At 65.6% G+C, this 17,228-nt stretch carries 18 protein-coding genes and 1 pseudogene; 11 read left to right on the top strand and 8 right to left on the bottom strand.

Going from position 1 to position 17,228, the window contains the following annotated elements; translation table 11 throughout:
* The coding region (locus JOY90_RS24615) for an ABC transporter substrate-binding protein (RefSeq protein ID WP_291693711.1) at positions 1-999 on the bottom strand (999 nt) is incomplete at its 3' end.
* Positions 1,000-1,218: 219 nt separating this feature from the next.
* Positions 1,219-2,847 (bottom strand): annotated as a pseudogene (locus JOY90_RS24610) (fatty-acid--CoA ligase).
* Positions 2,848-2,980: 133 nt separating this feature from the next.
* On the opposite strand from JOY90_RS24610, the gene JOY90_RS24605 reads away from it, so the two are divergent.
* Positions 2,981-4,195, top strand: a complete 1,215-nt coding sequence (locus tag JOY90_RS24605; protein WP_291693710.1) for an extensin family protein — start codon at positions 2,981-2,983, stop codon at positions 4,193-4,195.
* 37 nt (positions 4,196-4,232) lie between these two features.
* On the opposite strand, the gene JOY90_RS24600 is transcribed toward JOY90_RS24605, so the two are convergent.
* On the bottom strand, positions 4,233-4,913 hold the full coding sequence (locus tag JOY90_RS24600; RefSeq protein WP_291693709.1) for a L,D-transpeptidase: 681 nt from the start codon (positions 4,911-4,913) through the stop codon (positions 4,233-4,235).
* Between the two features lie 419 nt (positions 4,914-5,332).
* Between JOY90_RS24600 and JOY90_RS24595 the strand changes: the two genes are divergently transcribed.
* Positions 5,333-6,310 (top strand): magnesium transporter CorA family protein, encoded by a 978-nt coding sequence (locus JOY90_RS24595; protein ID WP_291693708.1) that lies wholly within the window; start codon positions 5,333-5,335, stop codon positions 6,308-6,310.
* Between the two features lie 233 nt (positions 6,311-6,543).
* Positions 6,544-6,771: a hypothetical protein gene (locus JOY90_RS24590; protein ID WP_291693707.1), complete on the top strand. Its 228-nt coding sequence runs from the start codon at positions 6,544-6,546 to the stop codon at positions 6,769-6,771.
* 150 nt (positions 6,772-6,921) lie between these two features.
* Here the strand turns inward: JOY90_RS24590 and JOY90_RS24585 are convergent, their stop codons facing one another.
* A complete protein-coding gene (locus tag JOY90_RS24585; protein WP_291693706.1) occupies positions 6,922-7,698 on the bottom strand; it encodes a class I SAM-dependent methyltransferase in 777 nt (258 codons plus the stop codon).
* Between the two features lie 155 nt (positions 7,699-7,853).
* Between JOY90_RS24585 and JOY90_RS24580 the strand changes: the two genes are divergently transcribed.
* The 3 genes from JOY90_RS24580 (at position 7,854) to JOY90_RS24570 (ending at position 9,250) form a co-directional block, all read left to right on the top strand.
* A complete protein-coding gene (locus JOY90_RS24580) occupies positions 7,854-8,072 on the top strand; it encodes a hypothetical protein (RefSeq protein ID WP_291693705.1) in 219 nt (72 codons plus the stop codon).
* A gap of 31 nt (positions 8,073-8,103) precedes the next feature.
* The gene (locus tag JOY90_RS24575; RefSeq protein ID WP_291693704.1) at positions 8,104-8,778 is read left to right on the top strand and encodes an HAD family hydrolase; all 675 of its coding nucleotides are present in this window, start codon (positions 8,104-8,106) and stop codon (positions 8,776-8,778) included.
* A gap of 70 nt (positions 8,779-8,848) precedes the next feature.
* Positions 8,849-9,250 carry a four-helix bundle copper-binding protein gene (locus tag JOY90_RS24570; protein ID WP_291693703.1) on the top strand — a complete coding sequence of 134 codons (402 nt, stop codon included), beginning with the start codon at positions 8,849-8,851 and terminating at the stop codon, positions 9,248-9,250.
* A gap of 33 nt (positions 9,251-9,283) precedes the next feature.
* Here the strand turns inward: JOY90_RS24570 and JOY90_RS24565 are convergent, their stop codons facing one another.
* Positions 9,284-10,036, bottom strand: a complete 753-nt coding sequence (locus JOY90_RS24565) for an SDR family NAD(P)-dependent oxidoreductase (protein ID WP_291693702.1) — start codon at positions 10,034-10,036, stop codon at positions 9,284-9,286.
* 102 nt (positions 10,037-10,138) lie between these two features.
* Positions 10,139-10,780 carry a pyridoxamine 5'-phosphate oxidase gene (pdxH, locus tag JOY90_RS24560; RefSeq protein ID WP_291693701.1) on the bottom strand — a complete coding sequence of 214 codons (642 nt, stop codon included), beginning with the start codon at positions 10,778-10,780 and terminating at the stop codon, positions 10,139-10,141.
* 41 nt (positions 10,781-10,821) lie between these two features.
* Between pdxH and JOY90_RS24555 the strand changes: the two genes are divergently transcribed.
* Both JOY90_RS24555 and JOY90_RS24550 read left to right on the top strand, forming a co-directional pair.
* Positions 10,822-11,292, top strand: a complete 471-nt coding sequence (locus tag JOY90_RS24555) for an RT0821/Lpp0805 family surface protein (protein ID WP_367276991.1) — start codon at positions 10,822-10,824, stop codon at positions 11,290-11,292.
* A 125-nt stretch (positions 11,293-11,417) separates the two neighbouring features.
* Positions 11,418-12,374, top strand: a complete 957-nt coding sequence (locus JOY90_RS24550) for a J domain-containing protein (protein WP_291693700.1) — start codon at positions 11,418-11,420, stop codon at positions 12,372-12,374.
* A 625-nt stretch (positions 12,375-12,999) separates the two neighbouring features.
* Here JOY90_RS24550 and JOY90_RS24545 read toward each other — a convergent pair.
* Positions 13,000-13,770 (bottom strand): anti-sigma factor, encoded by a 771-nt coding sequence (locus JOY90_RS24545; protein ID WP_291693699.1) that lies wholly within the window; start codon positions 13,768-13,770, stop codon positions 13,000-13,002.
* A gap of 61 nt (positions 13,771-13,831) precedes the next feature.
* On the bottom strand, positions 13,832-14,320 hold the full coding sequence (locus JOY90_RS24540) for an RNA polymerase sigma factor (RefSeq protein ID WP_291693698.1): 489 nt from the start codon (positions 14,318-14,320) through the stop codon (positions 13,832-13,834).
* A gap of 197 nt (positions 14,321-14,517) precedes the next feature.
* Between JOY90_RS24540 and fabI the strand changes: the two genes are divergently transcribed.
* The 3 genes from fabI (at position 14,518) to aroC (ending at position 17,133) form a co-directional block, all read left to right on the top strand.
* Positions 14,518-15,336, top strand: coding sequence for an enoyl-ACP reductase FabI (gene fabI / locus JOY90_RS24535; protein ID WP_291693697.1), 819 nt, complete (start codon positions 14,518-14,520; stop codon positions 15,334-15,336).
* A gap of 12 nt (positions 15,337-15,348) precedes the next feature.
* Positions 15,349-15,948, top strand: a complete 600-nt coding sequence (locus JOY90_RS24530; protein WP_291693696.1) for a histidine phosphatase family protein — start codon at positions 15,349-15,351, stop codon at positions 15,946-15,948.
* 96 nt (positions 15,949-16,044) lie between these two features.
* On the top strand, positions 16,045-17,133 hold the full coding sequence (gene aroC / locus JOY90_RS24525; protein WP_291693695.1) for a chorismate synthase: 1,089 nt from the start codon (positions 16,045-16,047) through the stop codon (positions 17,131-17,133).
* Positions 17,134-17,228 lie beyond the last annotated feature (95 nt).

Genomic DNA, 17,228 nt, shown 5'->3' with positions numbered 1-17,228 from the left:
CAATTCCGCCATCACCTTGTCGGCGTCGGTGGTGCCCGCGGTCTTCACCGCGTTGAGATAGGTCAGCGTCGCCGAGTAATAGCCGGCCTGGTTCATGGTCGGCTCGCGCTTGACCTTGTCGAAGAAGCGCTTGGCGAAGGCGCGGGTCTTGTCGTTGGCGTCCCAGTACCACGCGGTGGTGAGATAGAGGCCCTGCGCGCTCTTCAGCCCGAGGCCGTGGACGTCGGTGATGAAGGCGAGCAGCGCCGCCGGCTTGATGTTCTGGGAGAGGCCGAATTCGTCGGCGGCCTTCAGCGAGTTGGTGAAGTCGTTGCCGGCATTCGCAAGCCCCAGCACCTGGGCGCCGGAGTTCTGCGCCTGCAGGAGATAGCTCGAGAAGTCCGAGGTCGACAGCGGCACGCGCACCGCGCCGATCACCTTGCCGCCATTGGCGTCCACCACCTTGGTCGCGGCTTCCTGCAACTGCGTGCCGAAGGCGTAGTCGGCGGTGAGGAAGAACCAGCTCTTGCCGCCCTGGCTCACCATGGTCTTGGCGGTGCCGTTGGCGAGCGACGTCGTATCGTAGACGTAGTGCACGGTGTAGGGCGTGCAGTCCTTGCCGGTCAGCGAGGCGCCGGCGGCGCCGATCGCGATGAAGGGAATCTTCTTCTCCTTGGCGACGTTGTTCATCGCGAGGCTGACGCCGGTGTTGGAGCCACCGAGCACCAGGGTGAGCCCGTCGCGGTCGGCCCATTCGCGGAACTTCTGGGCGCCGGCGTCCGGCTTGTTCTGGTGGTCGGAAACCAGGAGCTCGATCTTGTTGCCGAGCACGCTGCCGCCGAAATCCTCGATCGCCATCTTGGCGGCCTCGACGCCGCCCTGGCCGATCACGTCGGCATAGAGGCCGGACATGTCGTCGATGTCGCCGATCACGACCTTGTTGCCGGCGGCGTGCGCGGCCGTTGCCATCGAGGCCAGCAGCAGCCAAGGCAGAGCGCGAAGCGCGGGTGACTTCCTCATCCTGGGAACCTTCCTGTCATTGTTCTTCAAATGCGGCCGCAACCTAAAAAGCCGGGACGGCAGTTCCTATTGGCCTTTCGTCGCGATCGCGACCCGCAAGCCTGTTAACCCTGTTCGGGAGAGTTTCGTTCGCTGAGAATTGCCTGAAATACGGGCACGGACACGGCCTCACCCGCATGCGGGGAGGCCGTGTCAAAGCGACGGACGGTGAGGTTTGGCCTACGCCGCGGCGTTCGGAAAACTGTAGGCCTTGAACTGGTCGCGCAGGGCAGTCTTCAGGATCTTGCCGGTCGCGGTATGCGGGATCCCGTCGACAAAGGCGACGTCGTCCGGCATCCACCATTTCGCGATCTTGCCTTCCATGTAGTGCAGGATGTCCTCGCGGCTCGCCTGCTGGCCCTGCTTGAGCTGCACGATCAGGAGCGGCCGCTCGTCCCACTTCGGATGATGAATGCCGATCACCGCGGCCTCCGCCACCGCGGGATGGCCGATCGCGAGGTTTTCCAGATCGATCGAGGAGATCCATTCGCCGCCGGACTTGATCACGTCCTTGGAGCGGTCGGTGATGCGCATGTAGCCGTGGCTGTCGATGGTGGCGACGTCGCCGGTGTCGAAGAAGCCTTCCTGGTCGAGGATGTTGGCATCGACGCGGAAGTACGCTTTCGCGATCGCGGGGCCTCGCACCTTGAGCCGGCCGAAGGTCTAGCCGTCCCATGGCAGCTTCTTGCCGGCGTCGTCGGTGATCTTCATCTCGACGCCGTAGGGCGGGTAGCCCTGGGTCTGCAGGATGTCGAGCTGCTCCTCGCCGGCGCGCTCGCAGAACGGCGGCTTCAGCGTGGCGAGCGTGCCGAGCGGGCTCATCTCGGTCATGCCCCAGGCGTGGCGCACGACGACGCCCATGTCGACGAAGGACTTGATCATCGTGCGCGGCATCGCCGAGCCGCCGCACACCACGAACTGCAGATTCGGCAGCTTCAACTGATTCGCGCTCATGTATTGCAGCAGCATCAGCCACACCGTCGGCACGCCGGCCGTATGAGTGACTTTTTCCGTGTCCATCAATTCGTAGACCGATGCGCCGTCGAGCTTCGGGCCCGGCATCACCAGCTTGGTGCCCATCGAGGGCGCGGAAAATGCGATGCCCCAGCTATTGGCATGGAACAAGGGAACCACCGGAAGCATTGTGTCAGACGCGGAAGTTCCCAGCGCGTCCTTGGAGTTGGCGATCAGCGCATGCAGCACGTTGGACCGGTGCGAATAGAGGACACCCTTGGGATCGCCCGTCGTGCCGGAGGTGTAGCACATGGCCGCCGCCGTGTTTTCGTCGAAGTCGGCCCACGCAAAATCGCCGTCGGCGCCGGCGATCCATTCTTCATAGGCGATCGCGTTCTTCAGCGGCGTCTCCGGCATGTGCGCCTTGTCGGTGAGCACAATGTAGCGCTCGACGCTCGGCAGCCTGTCGGCGATCTTTTCCAGGACAGGGACGAAGGTGAGGTCGACCATCACCACGCGGTCCTGGGCATGGTTGAGGATCCAGGCGATCTGCTCCGGAAACAGCCGCGGATTGACGGTGTGGCAGATCGCGCCGATGCCCATGATGCCATACCAGCATTCGAGATGGCGCCAGGTGTTCCAGGCGATGGTGGCGACGCGATCGCCGAGTTTGATGCCGTCGCGCGTCAGCATCTGCGACACTTTCAGCGCACGCTTGTGAATTTCGGCGTAATTGGTGCGGACGATCGGACCTTCGACGGAGCGGGTCACCACCTCCTGCGTGCCATGATAGGTGGCCGCGTGTTCGATGATCCGATGGCAAAGCAGCGGCCAATCCTGCATCAAACCAAGCATCCCAACGTCCCTCCAGATGTTGTCGTGGATGACCCGAAGGCGCTCGGCGCACCGGCCAGGTCACGGAAATCACATGAAGCTTAGCGCGGGGAAAGCTGGCCGGAAATGGTCGAATGGCCGCGGGCGGGCGGTAATGGTTACCGCGGTAACGGCCGGCGGGGTGCTTCTGCTGGCGGGAGAGGCGGCGCAGGCGCGGCACGCGAGCTTCGATCCGTTCGCCGCTTTCTTCGGCGGCGGACACCATGCGCGGCACCACAGGAGCCCGGCGCATGCCGGGCCCGCCAAATCCGATCCGGCCAAATCCGAACCCACCAAGTCCGAGCCGGCCCAGGCAGCGCCTGCTCCCGCCGCGCCGTCCCAGACCGTCGCCACGCCGGTGCCGCAGCCACGGCCGGCCGAGGCGCCCCAGGCCGCACCGCAGAAGCAGCAAGCCGACAAGGCGGCACCGACTGAGAAGGCAGGGAAGGGTCACGAGCAGGAGGCGGCCAAGCCATCTGCCACGCCGGAGAAGCCGGCCGACAAGACCGTCGAGGCTGCCGCGCCGCCACCGCCGTCGGCCTGCCGGCAGGCGCTGACCGAGGACGTCGCGATCGCGCCTTCAGTACCTTCGATCCACGGCCCCGGCGACTGCGGCGGGGACGACCTGGTACGGCTGGAGGCGATCGTGCTGCCTGACAAGCGCAAGGTGAGGCTCACCCCGGCCGCGACGTTGCGCTGCCACATGGCAGACGAGATAGCCAACTGGGTGCGGACCGACGTCGCACCGATCACGCATGATCTCGGCGCGCTGGCCACGCTGGACAATTACGATTCCTACGAATGCCGCAACTTCAACGGCAAGGCTGGCGCACACCTGTCGGAGCATGGCCATGCCAACGCGCTCGACGTCCATGGCTTTGGGCTCGAAGGCGGCCGCGAGATGGTGCTGACCGACCGCAGCGTGCCGCGTGACGTGCGCGAGAAGGTGCTGTGGTCGATGTGCAGGCGCTTCACGACCGTGCTCGGCCCCGACTCCGACGGCTATCACGAGGATCACATCCACATCGATCTGATGGAGCGGCACAACAACTACAAGATCTGTCAATGGGACGTGCTCGACCCGATGCCGCAAGTCGCACCGCTGCTGCCGGCCGAGCGGCCGGCGGAGGCGCCGCCCCGCCCGGTCGCCGCGGCGACGAAGCCGGATGCCGGCAAAACGGAGCCGGTCTCGCAGGGCGACGAGGCCGAGCCCGCCAAGCCGGAAGCGAAATCGTCATCCACCGGCGACAAGGCGAAATCAAAGACGGCGGCGAAGTCGGATGATACCGATGCGCCGGCCGGCCGGCACGCAAGAAAAAAGCGCCGGTGAAACCGGCGCTTTCCAATCCTGGGATCGTCGTTCCGCGCTACTGGAACAGGGCGCTACTGCCGCCCGTCAGCGCCATCTGCGAGTTGAACGGGGAGTCGCCATGGTGCGGCTCCAACACCACGACGATGGTGCCGACCTTGACCCGGTTGTACAGGTCGATCGCGTCCTCGTTGGTCAGGCGGATGCAGCCCGACGAGATCGATGCGCCGATATATTCCGGCTGGTTGGTGCCGTGAATCCGGAACAGCGTGTCCTTGCCGTTCGAATAGAGATACATCGCGCGCGAGCCCATCGGATTGTCCGGTCCGGGCGCCACGAAGGTCGGCACGCCGAGCCGCTCGATCTCGCTCTTGGTCGGATGCCAGGGCGGCCACTCGGTCATGGCGCCGACCTTGGCGATGCCCGACCAGGCCATGGCCTCCTCGCCGACGGTGATGCCGTAGCGGATCGCCTTGCCGTTATCGAGCACGTAATAGAGATAGTGGTTGTCGGAATCGACCACGATCGAACCGGGCGCTTCCTTGCGGTGATAGTCGACGATGGCGCGGCGGAACGGCTCGGCGACCGGTACGTTGGTGTAGCGGATTTTCGCCAGATATTCCTTGTCGCGGGGCTTGAAGGCGGTCGTATTGGTCGCCTCATAGGTGCTCGCCTGCATGCAGCCTGAGAGCATCAGGCTGGCGGCCAGGATTGCCAACTTTACCTTTACCGACGACATTGCCGTACTTCCAATCGGAGCCTTGGCGTTCTAGCCCAAGATTGCGCCAGAAACGCGATGATTCAGTTAAGTTCATTATCGTCGGATTTGGCCATAATTCCAGAACTTTGGCACTTGTCCCGCGTTGCGGCAGCCGGGTTGTGGCTTTTTTACCGCAAAGGGTCCGGTTGCGGCTGGTATTTGTGCAACACCTCTGAATACCGGCGCGCTTGCGCCATGTTGTGGTCGTCGCAGCGCCACAGATGTGCGCGATCTGCCGTCTTCCGGTCATAACCGCCGGGGCCCGGGTTAACAGGGAGCGGCCTGGCGGCTACAGAGGTCGGCGCCGATCACCCGAACGCGCGAATCTTTGTTGCAGCCTGCGGCGGCGATGCAAGAAGGGGTAGCGACGCCAGTACCCTCGTTTCCGGAGTTTCCGCATGCTGTCGGTGTTCCTCCCCGCTGAATCCGCCTTGAAGAAGCTCGCTGTCGAGGACCTGGCCGGCCTGCCGGAGGCTTCGGTGTGGATTGACCTCGTCAATCCCACCCAGGCGGAGGACAAAGCGGTGGAGCGGCTGGCGGGAATCGCGGTGCCGACCCGGGAGGACATGCAGGAGATCGAGATCTCGAGCCGCCTCTATCTCGAGAACAGCGCCCGCTACATGACCGCGACGCTGATGTGCAACTCCGACACCGACATGCCGCGCACCACGGCGGTGACCTTCATCCTCACCGGCCATCGCCTGGTGACGGTGCGCTACGACACGCCGAAGCCGTTTTCGCTGGTCGAGGCCAAGCTCGGCCGCGCCTGCTCGGCCGGCATCACCGGCGAGATGGTGCTGATGGAACTGCTCGATGCCGTGATCGACCGCTGCGCCGACATCCTGGAGCGGGTCGGCGCCGACGTCGACCAGGTCTCCCACGAGATATTCGAGCCGGACAGCGAGCGCCATGGCCACGCCAAGCAATATGCCAAGATCCTGATCGCGATCGGCCGCAAGGGCGACCTGACCTCCAAGGTGCGCGAGAGCCTGGTCTCGATCGGCCGGCTCGTCACCTTCCTGTCGGCGGCGATCGAGGGGGTGAAATGGTCGAAGGACATGCGCGAGCAGCTCAAGACCATGCAGCGCGACGTCGGCTCGCTGACGGACCACGCTTCCTATCTCTCCGGCAAGATCACCTTCGTGCTCGACGCCATGCTCGGCGTCGTCAATCTCGAGCAGAACAACATCATCAAGCTGTTCTCGGTGATGGCGGTGGTGCTGATGCCGCCGACCCTGATCGCCTCGATCTACGGCATGAACTTCAAGGACATGCCGGAGCTCGAATGGCCGCACGGCTATCCGATCGCGATCATCGCCATGATCGCAGCGGCGATCGTGCCGTACTACATCTTCAAGATCAAGAAATGGCTTTGAGGTCGAAATCTCCTTCATGATTGCCTGTAAGGCCCGCGGGCGAAATCGCGTGTCGCGCAACACATCATTCACCGCTACGCAATTCACCGGTAAAATTTGAGCGGTGCGCTGAACGTTTGATCGAAACGTTTCTGCGATAACGCTGTCCACGGGCGCGATCTTGGGCCTGCGCTGCATCTGCAACGAGCGCGCGCGGCCTTTCGGATCTATCGGCCCGCGACAACAGGGCAGCCATGGTTGAGAAATTCGTAACGTCATCGCCGAACGTCGTCGACCTGGCTGCCTATCGCGGACGCAACGGCAGTACCGTGCGCGCCGAAGCCTTGTCGCTGCGCGTCTGCCGGCACTGCGGCGCCGCCATGGCCGATGGCGAGCGCGAGGACGAGTGCTCCTCGGCCTCCAACATCGACGCCGCGCGCCTGCGCTGGCAGGCTGCGCAGATCCTGCGCGGATTGATTTGAGGACTCGGAGCGTGGTCTAACTAAGGGCGCGCAGCGCCCGTGCCCACCATTCTTTCGACAGCACGGCTCGTAACGGTGGGCACGCTTCTGCCATTGCATGGCATGCGTCGGTGCAAGACACGCTTTGCCCACCCTACGAGATCCCGACAGTCACCCCGTCCGCTTCACCACCTGCGCCGCGGCGACGAATATCTCGCGCACCCTGCCGTCGTGACTGAACGGGGCAAGCCTCGCTTCGACGTCGCGCAGCAGCGCCTCCACCTTGTCGCCCACCACCGCCGGCGAGGACGAGGAGAAGGTGAGCGTCCGCTGGGCCAGATCGCCGACACTGACCTCATGCGTCGCCTCGACGCGTATCGTCTCGGTGACGGAAAAGCCGCTGCCCTGGAGCAGGCTCGCGAGCTCGCGATGGGCGCGCCCGCCGGAGCGCGACTCGGTCCACAATTTCGGCTCGGACCAGGCGCGCCGCGCCTTGCTGTAGTCGTCGAGCCAGGCGTTGCGGCCGTCCTGTGTCGAGAACGAGGCGCAGACGATGACGGCGCCGTCGGGCGCGACCAGCCGGTCGAACAGGCCGCCGATCGCGCGCTCGTCCATCCAGTGCAGCGCCCGGCCGATCGTGACGAGGTCGAAGCGGCCGATGCTCTCGGGCAGATCCTCGGCACGGCCCGGAATCAGCTCGAACGTCACGCCGGCCCGCGCCGCCGCCTCGCTTGCTGCTTCGAGCATCCTGGGCTCCGGATCGACGCCGACGAGCCGGCCGACGTAAGGCGCAAAGCCGAGCGCGAGCAGCCCGGGCCCGGTGCCGAGGTCGATCAGCGCCGTGCCTTTCGAAAGTTTCAGCTTCTCGGCAGCGGCGGCAAAAAATTCGGGCGGATAGGGCGGCCGGAGCCGCTCGTAGAGGCCGACAGTGGAGGCGAAGCGTCCCATGCGGACGACCGTAGCGCGCTGCGGCGCACACAGCCAGTTCCTTGCCGATCACGTTTGCGAAGTGCAGGCGAGAGACCGTCGGCGGCGCCGGCAACCTTTTGCATCCACGTCGAGTTATAGGCGCAACCCGTACATCCACATCAAGGAGCAGTCCCATGAGCATCGTCTTCATCGAGCCGCGGCCGAAGGGGCTGCCGGAGGGCGATCCGGTCGAGGCCTATGTCGTCGAGGATCACGCCGACCACGTGCTGGCGAGCCACAAGACCGAGCGCGAGGCGATCGACTGGGCAAGGCAGCACGGTCATTCCCCCCACATCGCCCGCGTTCGCCACCTCAACGACAAGCGCAGGCCCGACCACTGGCGCGCGGCATAAGCCGGGCGTAGGCTGATTCTCGTGAGGTCCCATGCGCATCGAACCGGTCTTCCTCTTCGATCTCGACGGCACGCTGGTCGACAGCGTGTACCAGCACGTGCTGGCCTGGAAGACCGCGCTGGATGCGGAGCGGATCGAGCTGTCGGTCTGGCGCATTCACCGCAAGGTCGGCATGTCCGGCGGGCTGTTCGTCAACCAGCTGCTGCGCGAGGTCGATGTCGAGATCGATCCCGAGCGCGGCGAGCGATTGCGGCGTGCGCACGCCGAAGCCTACCGCACGCACGGGCGCGACGTCCGTCCGCTGCCGGGCGCGCGCGAATTGCTCGCCTTTCTCAGCGAACAGAAGATCCCGTGGGCGATCGCGACCAGCGGGCGGATGGAGACGGCCTCGGTCAATATCCGGAGTCTCGGGGTCGATCCCGCCGAGTGCACGATCGTCACCCGCGACCAGGTGCGTTACGCCAAGCCCGATCCGGACCTGTTCCTCGCCGCCGCCGATCGGCTGGGCGCGCCGATCGAGCGCGCGATCGTGGTCGGCGACAGCATCTGGGACATGCTTGCCGCGACGCGCTGCCGTGCGCTCGGCGTCGGCTTCCTGTCCGGCGGCTATGGCGCCGACGAATTGCGCCAGTCCGGCGCCATCCGCGTCTATGAGGACCCGGCCGATCTGCTGGAGCATATCGACGAGGTAGGTGGAAGAAGGTGAGGGCGCGTCACGAGCAACCCTCGGCGCTATCGCGCGTTGATCCCGACCCAAGTCAAGCGAGGAGACGGCCATGCATGTGCGCGAGATGATCTCAGCCCACCCGGACGTCAAGGGCCGCATCAGCGAGGCACTGATCGGCTGCATCGAAGCCTGCTACGACTGCGCCCAGACCTGCACCGCCTGCGCCGACGCCTGCCTCGCCGAAGCTGATGTCATCGAGCTGCGCCAATGCATCCGCCTCGATCTCGACTGCGCCGACATCTGCGCTATGACCGGCGCGCTCGCCTCGCGGCGCTCCGGCTCGAACCACGAGGTGCTGCGCGCCGCGATCGAGCTGTGCGCGCTGGCCTGTCGGCAGTGCGCCATCGAATGCGAGAAGCACGCGCAGCATCATGAGCACTGCCGCATCTGCGCCGAGGAGTGCCGCCGCTGCGAGCAGGCCTGCAACAGCGCGCTCCGCAGCGTGCATTGAGACGTCCCGGCGCCAGGGATCGCCGGCTCACCCTCACACGTGCTGGCCGCCGTTGATGTGAATCTCCGCGCCGTTCACATACGAGCTGGTCTCCGTGCAGAGCACGTAGATGATCTTCGCGACCTCGTCCGGGGTGCCGAGCCGGTGCATCGGGATCTGCTCCGCGACGATCTTCTCGGTGCCGGGGGAAAGAATCGAGGTGTCGATCTCGCCGGGCGCGATCGAGTTGACGCGGACGCCGACGCGGCCGAAATCGGAGGCCATCTCGCGCGTCAGCGCGGCCAGGGCCGCCTTCGAGGTCGCATAGGCGGCGCCCGCGAACGGGTGCACGCGCGAGCCAGCGATCGAAGTGACGTTGACGACCGAGCCTTTCACCACCGTCAATTCCTTGATCAGTCCGCGCGCCAGCATGATCGGCGCGAAGAAGTTGACCCGGAACACGTGATTCCAGGTGGCGAGGTCGGTATCGACGCTGCCGAGCCGCGAGCCACCGGGCCCCTTCGGCGAGATCGCCGCGTTGTTCACCAGCGCATGCAATTCGCCGCCCGCGAGTCGCCGCCTGATCTCGTCGATGGCGCGCAAGGTGTCGTCGGGATCGGCGAGATCGACCTGGATGTGGTCCTCCGGGCCGGCGTCCCACGGGCACTCCTCGGGGAAGGCATGCCGCGAGCAGGTGATGACGCGCCAGCCGGCAGAGGAGAAGCGGATCACCGTGGCATGGCCGATGCCGCGGCTCGCCCCGGTCAGGATCATCGTGCGCCGCGGCGCGTTGGCTGAGGTCGGCATGTTGGTCTTTCGTTGTCCGTCATTCCGGGATGGTAAGGACCAGACCCGGAATCTCGGGATTCCGGGTTCGCGCTTCGTGCGCCCCGGCATGACGGCAGGGGTTTAAGGATAAAGCCTCACCTTGCTCCACGGCGCGCCGGTCGCGTCGCGGCGGAATTCGATGCGGTCGTGCAGGCGGAACGGGCGGTCGTGCCAGAACTCGAATTTCAACGGCGTGATGCGCCAGCCGCTCCAGCCCTTCGGCCGCGGCACCTCGCCGACCAGGTGTCTCGCCGCCTGCACCGCGATCGCCTGCTCGAAGGCGAACCGGCTCTCCAGCGGCTCCGACTGCTTCGAGGCCCAGGCGCCGAGCTGGGCCTGCTTCGGGCGGGTGGCGAAATAGGCGTCGGCCTCGGCGTCGGTCACCGGCGTCACCGCCCCGCGGACCCGCACCTGCCGGCGCAACGACTTCCAGTGGAACAGTAGAGCGGCGTTAGGATTTGCGGCGAGCTCGCGGCCCTTCTGGCTCGCGACATGGCTGTAGAACACGAAGCCGTCGCCATCGAAGCCTTTCATCAGCACCATGCGCACGTCCGGCAGGCCGTCAGCATCGGCGGTTGCCAGCGCCATCGCATTGGGATCGTTCGGTTCCCCCTTGATGGCTTCCGCAAACCATTCCGAAAACAGCGCAAACGGTTCACCCGCTTCAGTAAAATCACCTGTTGTTAACGGTAGAGGGTGTTTGATCGAGGTCGTGTCGCTCATGCCAGGAGTCCGCGTTGCGCCCACCCGCAGCAAACCGTGCGCTGCTACAGGCTTCGGCCCTATATAGGGCATGGGGACGTGTTGGCCTATCGGCGATCGCACCCGGGCGGGCCGCGTTGACAGTGATTCTAATGGCGCTCTCCGCCGGCGGCTGTAGCATGGCGCGCGGGCCGTTCGCCAAGATGCAGGACGGCGATCTTGCGACCGGTGCGCTTATGAGCACCGACGGTCCGACCGAGAGCGACCTCGCGTTCGCCCGCACGGCCGCCTCCGACGTCCTGACCAAGGGCGACAAGGATGCGAGCCAGCCCTGGGAGAACCCGAGGACCGGCGCCCGGGGCTCGGTCACGCCGCTGGCGCAGGCCTATGCCGATGACGGTGGCCGCACTTGCCGGAATTTCCTCGCGAGTTACGTCAACGGCAAGAACGAGAGCTGGCTGCAAGGTGCCGCCTGCAAGAGCGAGCACGGCCGCTGGGAGATCCACAGTCTGATGCCGTGGCGGCGGAGCTAGATCTCGCAAGCAGCCGGCCGCGAGGCCAGTTGCAAAAATGCCACGGCGACCCCAGATGAAATATTCGAGCGGCGAACCCGCTCCTGGTTTATGATCTTGATCTTTCCCTGAAGGAGACGTGTCGGATGCGCGACCCCTATGAGGTCTTGGGGGTGCCGCGGAATGCAACTGCTGCGGCCATCAAGAGCGCCTATCGAAAGCTCGCCAAGAAGCATCACCCGGACAGCAACAAGAACGATCCGAAAGCGGCGGCGCGTTTCGCCGAGATCAACTCCGCCAACGAGATCGTGGGCGACGAGGAGAAGCGCAAGCAGTTCGACCGCGGCGAGATCGATGGCGAGGGCAAGCCGCGCTTCCAGGGTTTTCCCGGTGCCGGTGCCGGTGGCCGGGCCGGTCCGGGCGGCTTCGAAACCTTTTCCTTCCGCACCGGCGGGGGACAGGGCGGCGGCACGCAGGGATTCGAGGACATCCTCAACAGCATGTTCGGCGGCGCGGCCCGCGGCGGCGCACGGCGCGGCCCCAGCACGTTCGATTTCGACGCCGGCGGCATCGGGGTTGATCTCGACCTCACGGTATCCATGACGGTGTCGCTGGAGGAGGCGGTCAACGGCGCCGAGAAGCGCGTCCGGCTGCCGACCGGCAAGGAGCTGAATGTCAAGATTCCCGCCGGTGTCCAGCCCGGCCAGCAGATCCGGCTGAAGGGACAGGGCGAGACCGCGCCCGGCCATCCGCCGGGCGATCTCCTGATCGCGGTGCAGATCGCGCCGCACCCGTTCTTCAAGGTCGACGGCAGCGATCTGAGGGTCGAATTGCCGATCACGCTCTACGAGGCGGTGCTGGGCGGCAAGGTCCGCGTGCCGACGCTCGGCAGCGCGGTCGAACTGTCGATCCCGAAGAACACGTCGAGCGGCCGTACCTTCCGCCTCAAGGGCAAGGGCATGCCCAGGCCTGCGGGGACCGTCGGCGATCTCTTCGTCACGATCCGGATCATGTTACCGGACGGCAACGACGCCGAGCTCGAAGCATTGATGCAGAAGTGGAAGGACAAGCATCCCTACAACCCGCGCAGCGATCTTTCCTGATCGCTGCGCGCCTGGCGTGCGGCATTCTGTCGTGAGCTCACGTCGACTTCCAGGCCTCGAAGTCGCGCCGATGCCGTGGGCGGAAACGCCTGCAAGGCTTTCGAATGCCGCAGGAAAAAGGGTGCGGCCTCGAGAGGGGGACCAGCGCGGTACAAAACCCCAACTCGAGACCGCTTGCGTCGATCGGCGGATCGAACGCTTCTCATTTTCTCGTGAGCATCCGGAGCGATAATGAGACGCGTCAGTGACTTCATTCCAGATTATCGATGTCCGAATTGGGGCATCGAACATGCGCGATCATGATTCTTCATCATTCGCACCTATCTCCGCCATGATCTGCCCACGGACTGCCACGCCGCGGTCTCCGATGGCGATGCCAACCGCCGGCCGATCGCAGCTTTGGAGGGTGGGCTAAGCGGCCACGTGCCCGGCAGCTCGCCACACGATGGCGGAAGCATGTCCACCATTCAGAAGCATGTCGTCGAGACATTGGTGGGCACGGCGCTTCCGCCTTCGCTCTGCGAGCTACGTCGGGCGCGGCCGCGCCTTAGCCCAGCCTACGGGACTGTGCACGTGGCCGCTTAGCCCGCCCTACGGCCGAGCGCCGTGGTCTCCGATTGCCGTGCTAACCGCCGGCTTTTTCGGCCTGGTCGTAGACGAGCTTCGCCACCTGGGTCAGCCGCTCGCGGTCGGTCGAGCCCGAGACCACGTAACCGACGCCGCGATCGGCCCAGAACAGGGCGCCCTGGCCGTCCTGCGCGGCGTAGCGCATCTGCGTCGTCTCGGTGTTTGCCTTGGCCGTGTAGATCGTGAAGCGCTCGCCCGACGCGCTTTCATACATCAGGAAGGATGCCGGTCCGCTCGGCCCCGGCAGCAGCCGACCGCCGACCAGCTTCAGGCCGGTCGCGGTGAGCTCGGGCGCCCGCACCGCCCAGCCGCAGCGCTTGGTGAGCCAGGCCTGCAGATGATCGCGCTCGCTGCCGGGCACCTCGACGGGATGACGGACCTCGACGGCATAGAGCCGGTGCGCGTCGAGCGCGTCGCCGGTGAAGGCCTGGAAGACCGAGGGCGTCGCGGCCGCCCCATGCGCCATCCAGCCGGCGCCGCCGCCGGCGACGAAGGCGAACAGGCTTGCGGCGATCGTGCCGTAGACCCATTTGCGCGGCGGCCGCACCAGCCGCTCGAGCTCGAGCCGCTTCGGCACCGGCTCATTGGCCACCGAATCGTAGCGCGCGTGCAGGGCCTCCGCCATCGCCCGCCAGGAATGCACCCGTTCCGCATCCTCCGGATGGGTCTCAAGCCAGGCCTCGACGTCGCCTTTGCGCTCTGCCGGCAACTCGTTGTCGACATAGGCGTGCAGCTCGTCTTCGGTGACGGGAATCTTCGGCTCAGTCATTTTCGTCGTCTCTGTGGTCTTCCGGTCGAGTATGCCTCATGCATGACGCTTGCCATGATTGTCACTTCACACGCCGCAGCGCCGGCCGCTCGCCTTCCAGCGCAGCCTTGACGTGGGCGCGGGCGCGCGCAAGCCGGGACATTACGGTCCCGATCGGCACGCCCTGGATCTCGGCGACCTCGCGATAGCTCAGGCCTTCCAGCATCACGAGCAGCAGCACCGCGCGCTGCTCCTCGACCAGCGTCGCGAGCGCGCGCGCGATGTCGCGGCCTTCGGCCTCGGTGCCGCTGGCGTCGGGATTGTTCTCGAGCAGCGGCATGAATTGCGGCCGGCGCGCGAGTGACCGCCGCCGGTTCTTGTTCAGGTTGGTCAGGATCGTGTAGAGCCAGCTCCGGACGTCGCCGCCGAGAAACAGCCGTTCCGACCGCAGCGCGCGGACGAGCGTGTCCTGCACCAGGTCGTCGGCGATATCGGCGTCGCGCACGAGCGCGCGGGCATAGCGGCGCAAGGCCGGAATCATGGCTTCTACACTCTGGCGAAACGCGCTCATCGCGGAACGTCTCAAGAAAAGTGGCGGCTCGGAAGTGCGAGGCGCAAGCCTCGACGAGCATAACCCCCAATAGACGGGACTATTCCTGTCGTCGAGGTCTGCCCGTCTGGCCCTGTGCGGGGTGCCGATGGGGCTGTACCGGACGGACGCGGTAGTGTACGCAAAATCTCAAAGAACGAGCTCGATTGGAAGCAGTGATGTCGTCAAATTCAGGTCTGATGCAGGGCAAGCGCGGGGTGATTCTCGGCGTTGCCAACAACCGCTCGATCGCCTGGGGCATTGCCAAGGCGTGCCATGCCGCAGGCGCCGAGATCGCCCTGACCTGGCAGGGGGACGCGCTGAAGAAGCGGGTCGAGCCGCTGGCGAAGGAACTGAATGGTGTCCTGCTGGGACATTGCGACGTCACCGATCAGGCCACCATCGACGCCGCGTTCGACGAGGTGAAGCGCATCTGGGGCAAGATCGATTTCGTCGTGCACGCGATCGCCTTCTCCGACAAGGACCAGCTCGACGGCCGCTACATCGAGACCACCGCCGACAACTTCTCGAAGACGATGCTGATCAGCTGCTACTCGCTGACCGCGGTCGCGCAGCGCGCCGAGAAGCTCCTGACCGACGGCGGGTCGATCCTGACCCTGACCTATTACGGCGCCGAGAAATGGATGCCGCACTACAACGTGATGGGCGTGGCGAAGGCCGCGCTCGAGGCCAGCGTTCGCTATCTCGCCGCCGACCTCGGCGAGAAGAACATCCGCGTCAACGCGATCTCGGCCGGGCCGATCAAGACGCTGGCGTTCGCCGGCATCGCCGATTCCCGCTATCTCCTGAAATGGAACGAGATTAACTCGCCGCTGCGTCGCAACGTGACGATCGAGGAGGTCGGCGACAGCGCGCTCTATCTGTTGTCCGACCTGTCGCGCGGCGTCACCGGCGAGGTGCATCACGTCGATGCCGGCTACAACGTCCTCGGCATGAAACGTCCCGATGCGCCGGACATCTCGCTCGGCAAGGACTAGCGCAAGACTCCGATGGCCAGGCCCGTCCTTTACTACATCCGCCACGGCGAGACGGAGTGGAACGCGCTGGGCCGGTTGCAGGGCACGCGGGACATTCCGCTCAACGAGGTCGGCCATCGGCAGGCGGTCCATGCCGGCGGGGTGCTGCAGGACCTGCTGGCCCATGACGGCCGCGACAAGTCGGCGCTGCCGTTCGTGGCAAGCCCGCTCGGGCGGGCCCGCATGACCATGGAATTGGTTCGCGAAACGCTGAGGCTGCCGCCGCGCGACTACGTGGTCGACGACCGGCTGCGCGAGATCGGTTATGGCCAGTGGGAGGGCTCGACCCTTGCCGAGGCCGAAGCGCGCGACCCCGAGCTCTATGCGAGGCGGCTGGTCGACAAGTGGAGAGTCGGGGCTCCCGATGGCGAGAGCTATGCCGACGTCGAGGTGCGAGTCAGCGAGTGGTATGCGGGGCTTGCGGCCGATACCGTCGCCGTCGCCCATGGCGGCGTGGCGCGGGCGCTGATGGTGGCGCGCGGCTTCGAGAGCGCCACCAGCGTGGTCGATCTCTACATCGAGCAGGGCACGGTCTATGTCTTCGGTGAAAACGGGCTGACGAAGCATAGTTAATGCGAAGGGTGAGCGAGCCCGTCCAATGATTTGACGGTTCTATGGCGGAGCGCTACGTGTTGACATTCAACATTCGTGTTAGCCGTCAACCGTCAGATGTCCTTCAACAGCTTCGGCCACCTGTTCCGCGTCACCACCTTTGGCGAAAGCCACGGGGTCGCGATCGGCTGCGTGGTCGATGGCTGCCCGCCGCTGATCCCGCTGGCGCCTGAGGACATCCAGCGCGACCTCGATCGCCGCCGTCCCGGGCAGTCGCGCTTCACCACCCAGCGGCAGGAGCCGGATGCGGTGAAGATTCTCTCCGGCGTCATGGCCCATCCGGAGACCGGCGTCCAGGTGACCACCGGCACACCGATCGCACTGTTGATCGAGAACACCGACCAGCGTTCGAAGGACTATTCCGATATCAAGGACAAATTCCGGCCCGGGCACGCCGACTTCACCTACGAGGCCAAATACGGCCTGCGCGATTACCGCGGCGGCGGGCGCTCGTCGGCGCGCGAGACCGCGATGCGGGTCGCGGCCGGTGCGATCGCGCGCAAGGTTCTCCCCGAGGTCAGCGTGCGCGGCGCGCTGGTGCAGATGGGCCCGCACAGGATCGACCGCGCCAAATGGGACTGGGACGAGGTCGCGCGCAACCCGTTCTTCTGCCCGGACAAGGACAAGGCGGCCTTTTTCGAGAATTACCTCGATGGCATCCGCAAGAGCGGCTCCTCGATCGGTGCGGTGATCGAGGTGATTGCCGAGGGTGTGCCGGCGGGCTTGGGGGCGCCGATCTACGGCAAGCTCGATGCCGATCTCGCCGCGGCGCTGATGAGCATCAACGCGGTCAAGGGCGTCGAGATCGGCGCCGGTTTTGGCGCGGCCGAATTGTCGGGTGAGGCCAACGCCGACGAGCTGCGGATGGGCAACCAGGGCGCGGTGTTCCTGTCCAACCAGGCCGGCGGCATCCTCGGCGGCATCTCCACCGGCCAGCCGGTGGTGGCGCGCTTTGCCGTCAAGCCGACCTCGTCGATCCTGAGCCCCCGTCGCACCATCGATCGCAACGGCGCCGAGACGGAGATCATGACCAAGGGCCGCCACGATCCCTGCGTCGGTATCCGCGCCGTGCCCGTGGGCGAGGCCATGATGGCCTGCGTGCTGGCGGACCATTTCCTTCGCCATCGCGGGCAGGTCGGGCGCTGATGCTTAGCTAATGGCTTTGAATTGTATCGCGTTGCGACAAACTCGGTTCACCTCTCCCCGCCGGGAAGACGTCGGATCGCATCGCCAGATGCCGA

This window comes from Bradyrhizobium sp. (assembly GCF_019242285.1).
Lineage (GTDB): Bacteria > Pseudomonadota > Alphaproteobacteria > Rhizobiales > Xanthobacteraceae > Bradyrhizobium.
Note: the sequence above shows the minus strand (reverse complement) of the source record. Positions and strands in the feature narration are given on the sequence as shown.

Coding starts and splice junctions, on each gene's coding strand:
- JOY90_RS24590 (WP_291693707.1), top strand. CDS start 6,544: ATGGTTGAGAAATTCGTAACGTCATCGCCGAACGTCGTCGACCTGGCT.
- aroC (WP_291693695.1), top strand. CDS start 16,045: ATGTCCTTCAACAGCTTCGGCCACCTGTTCCGCGTCACCACCTTTGGC.
- JOY90_RS24550 (WP_291693700.1), top strand. CDS start 11,418: ATGCGCGACCCCTATGAGGTCTTGGGGGTGCCGCGGAATGCAACTGCT.
- JOY90_RS24575 (WP_291693704.1), top strand. CDS start 8,104: ATGCGCATCGAACCGGTCTTCCTCTTCGATCTCGACGGCACGCTGGTC.
- fabI (WP_291693697.1), top strand. CDS start 14,518: ATGTCGTCAAATTCAGGTCTGATGCAGGGCAAGCGCGGGGTGATTCTC.
- JOY90_RS24540 (WP_291693698.1), bottom strand. CDS start 14,320: ATGAGCGCGTTTCGCCAGAGTGTAGAAGCCATGATTCCGGCCTTGCGC.
- JOY90_RS24580 (WP_291693705.1), top strand. CDS start 7,854: ATGAGCATCGTCTTCATCGAGCCGCGGCCGAAGGGGCTGCCGGAGGGC.
- JOY90_RS24595 (WP_291693708.1), top strand. CDS start 5,333: ATGCTGTCGGTGTTCCTCCCCGCTGAATCCGCCTTGAAGAAGCTCGCT.
- JOY90_RS24605 (WP_291693710.1), top strand. CDS start 2,981: ATGGTTACCGCGGTAACGGCCGGCGGGGTGCTTCTGCTGGCGGGAGAG.
- JOY90_RS24545 (WP_291693699.1), bottom strand. CDS start 13,770: ATGACTGAGCCGAAGATTCCCGTCACCGAAGACGAGCTGCACGCCTAT.
- JOY90_RS24570 (WP_291693703.1), top strand. CDS start 8,849: ATGCATGTGCGCGAGATGATCTCAGCCCACCCGGACGTCAAGGGCCGC.
- JOY90_RS24530 (WP_291693696.1), top strand. CDS start 15,349: ATGGCCAGGCCCGTCCTTTACTACATCCGCCACGGCGAGACGGAGTGG.
- JOY90_RS24565 (WP_291693702.1), bottom strand. CDS start 10,036: ATGCCGACCTCAGCCAACGCGCCGCGGCGCACGATGATCCTGACCGGG.
- JOY90_RS24585 (WP_291693706.1), bottom strand. CDS start 7,698: ATGGGACGCTTCGCCTCCACTGTCGGCCTCTACGAGCGGCTCCGGCCG.
- pdxH (WP_291693701.1), bottom strand. CDS start 10,780: ATGAGCGACACGACCTCGATCAAACACCCTCTACCGTTAACAACAGGT.
- JOY90_RS24600 (WP_291693709.1), bottom strand. CDS start 4,913: ATGTCGTCGGTAAAGGTAAAGTTGGCAATCCTGGCCGCCAGCCTGATG.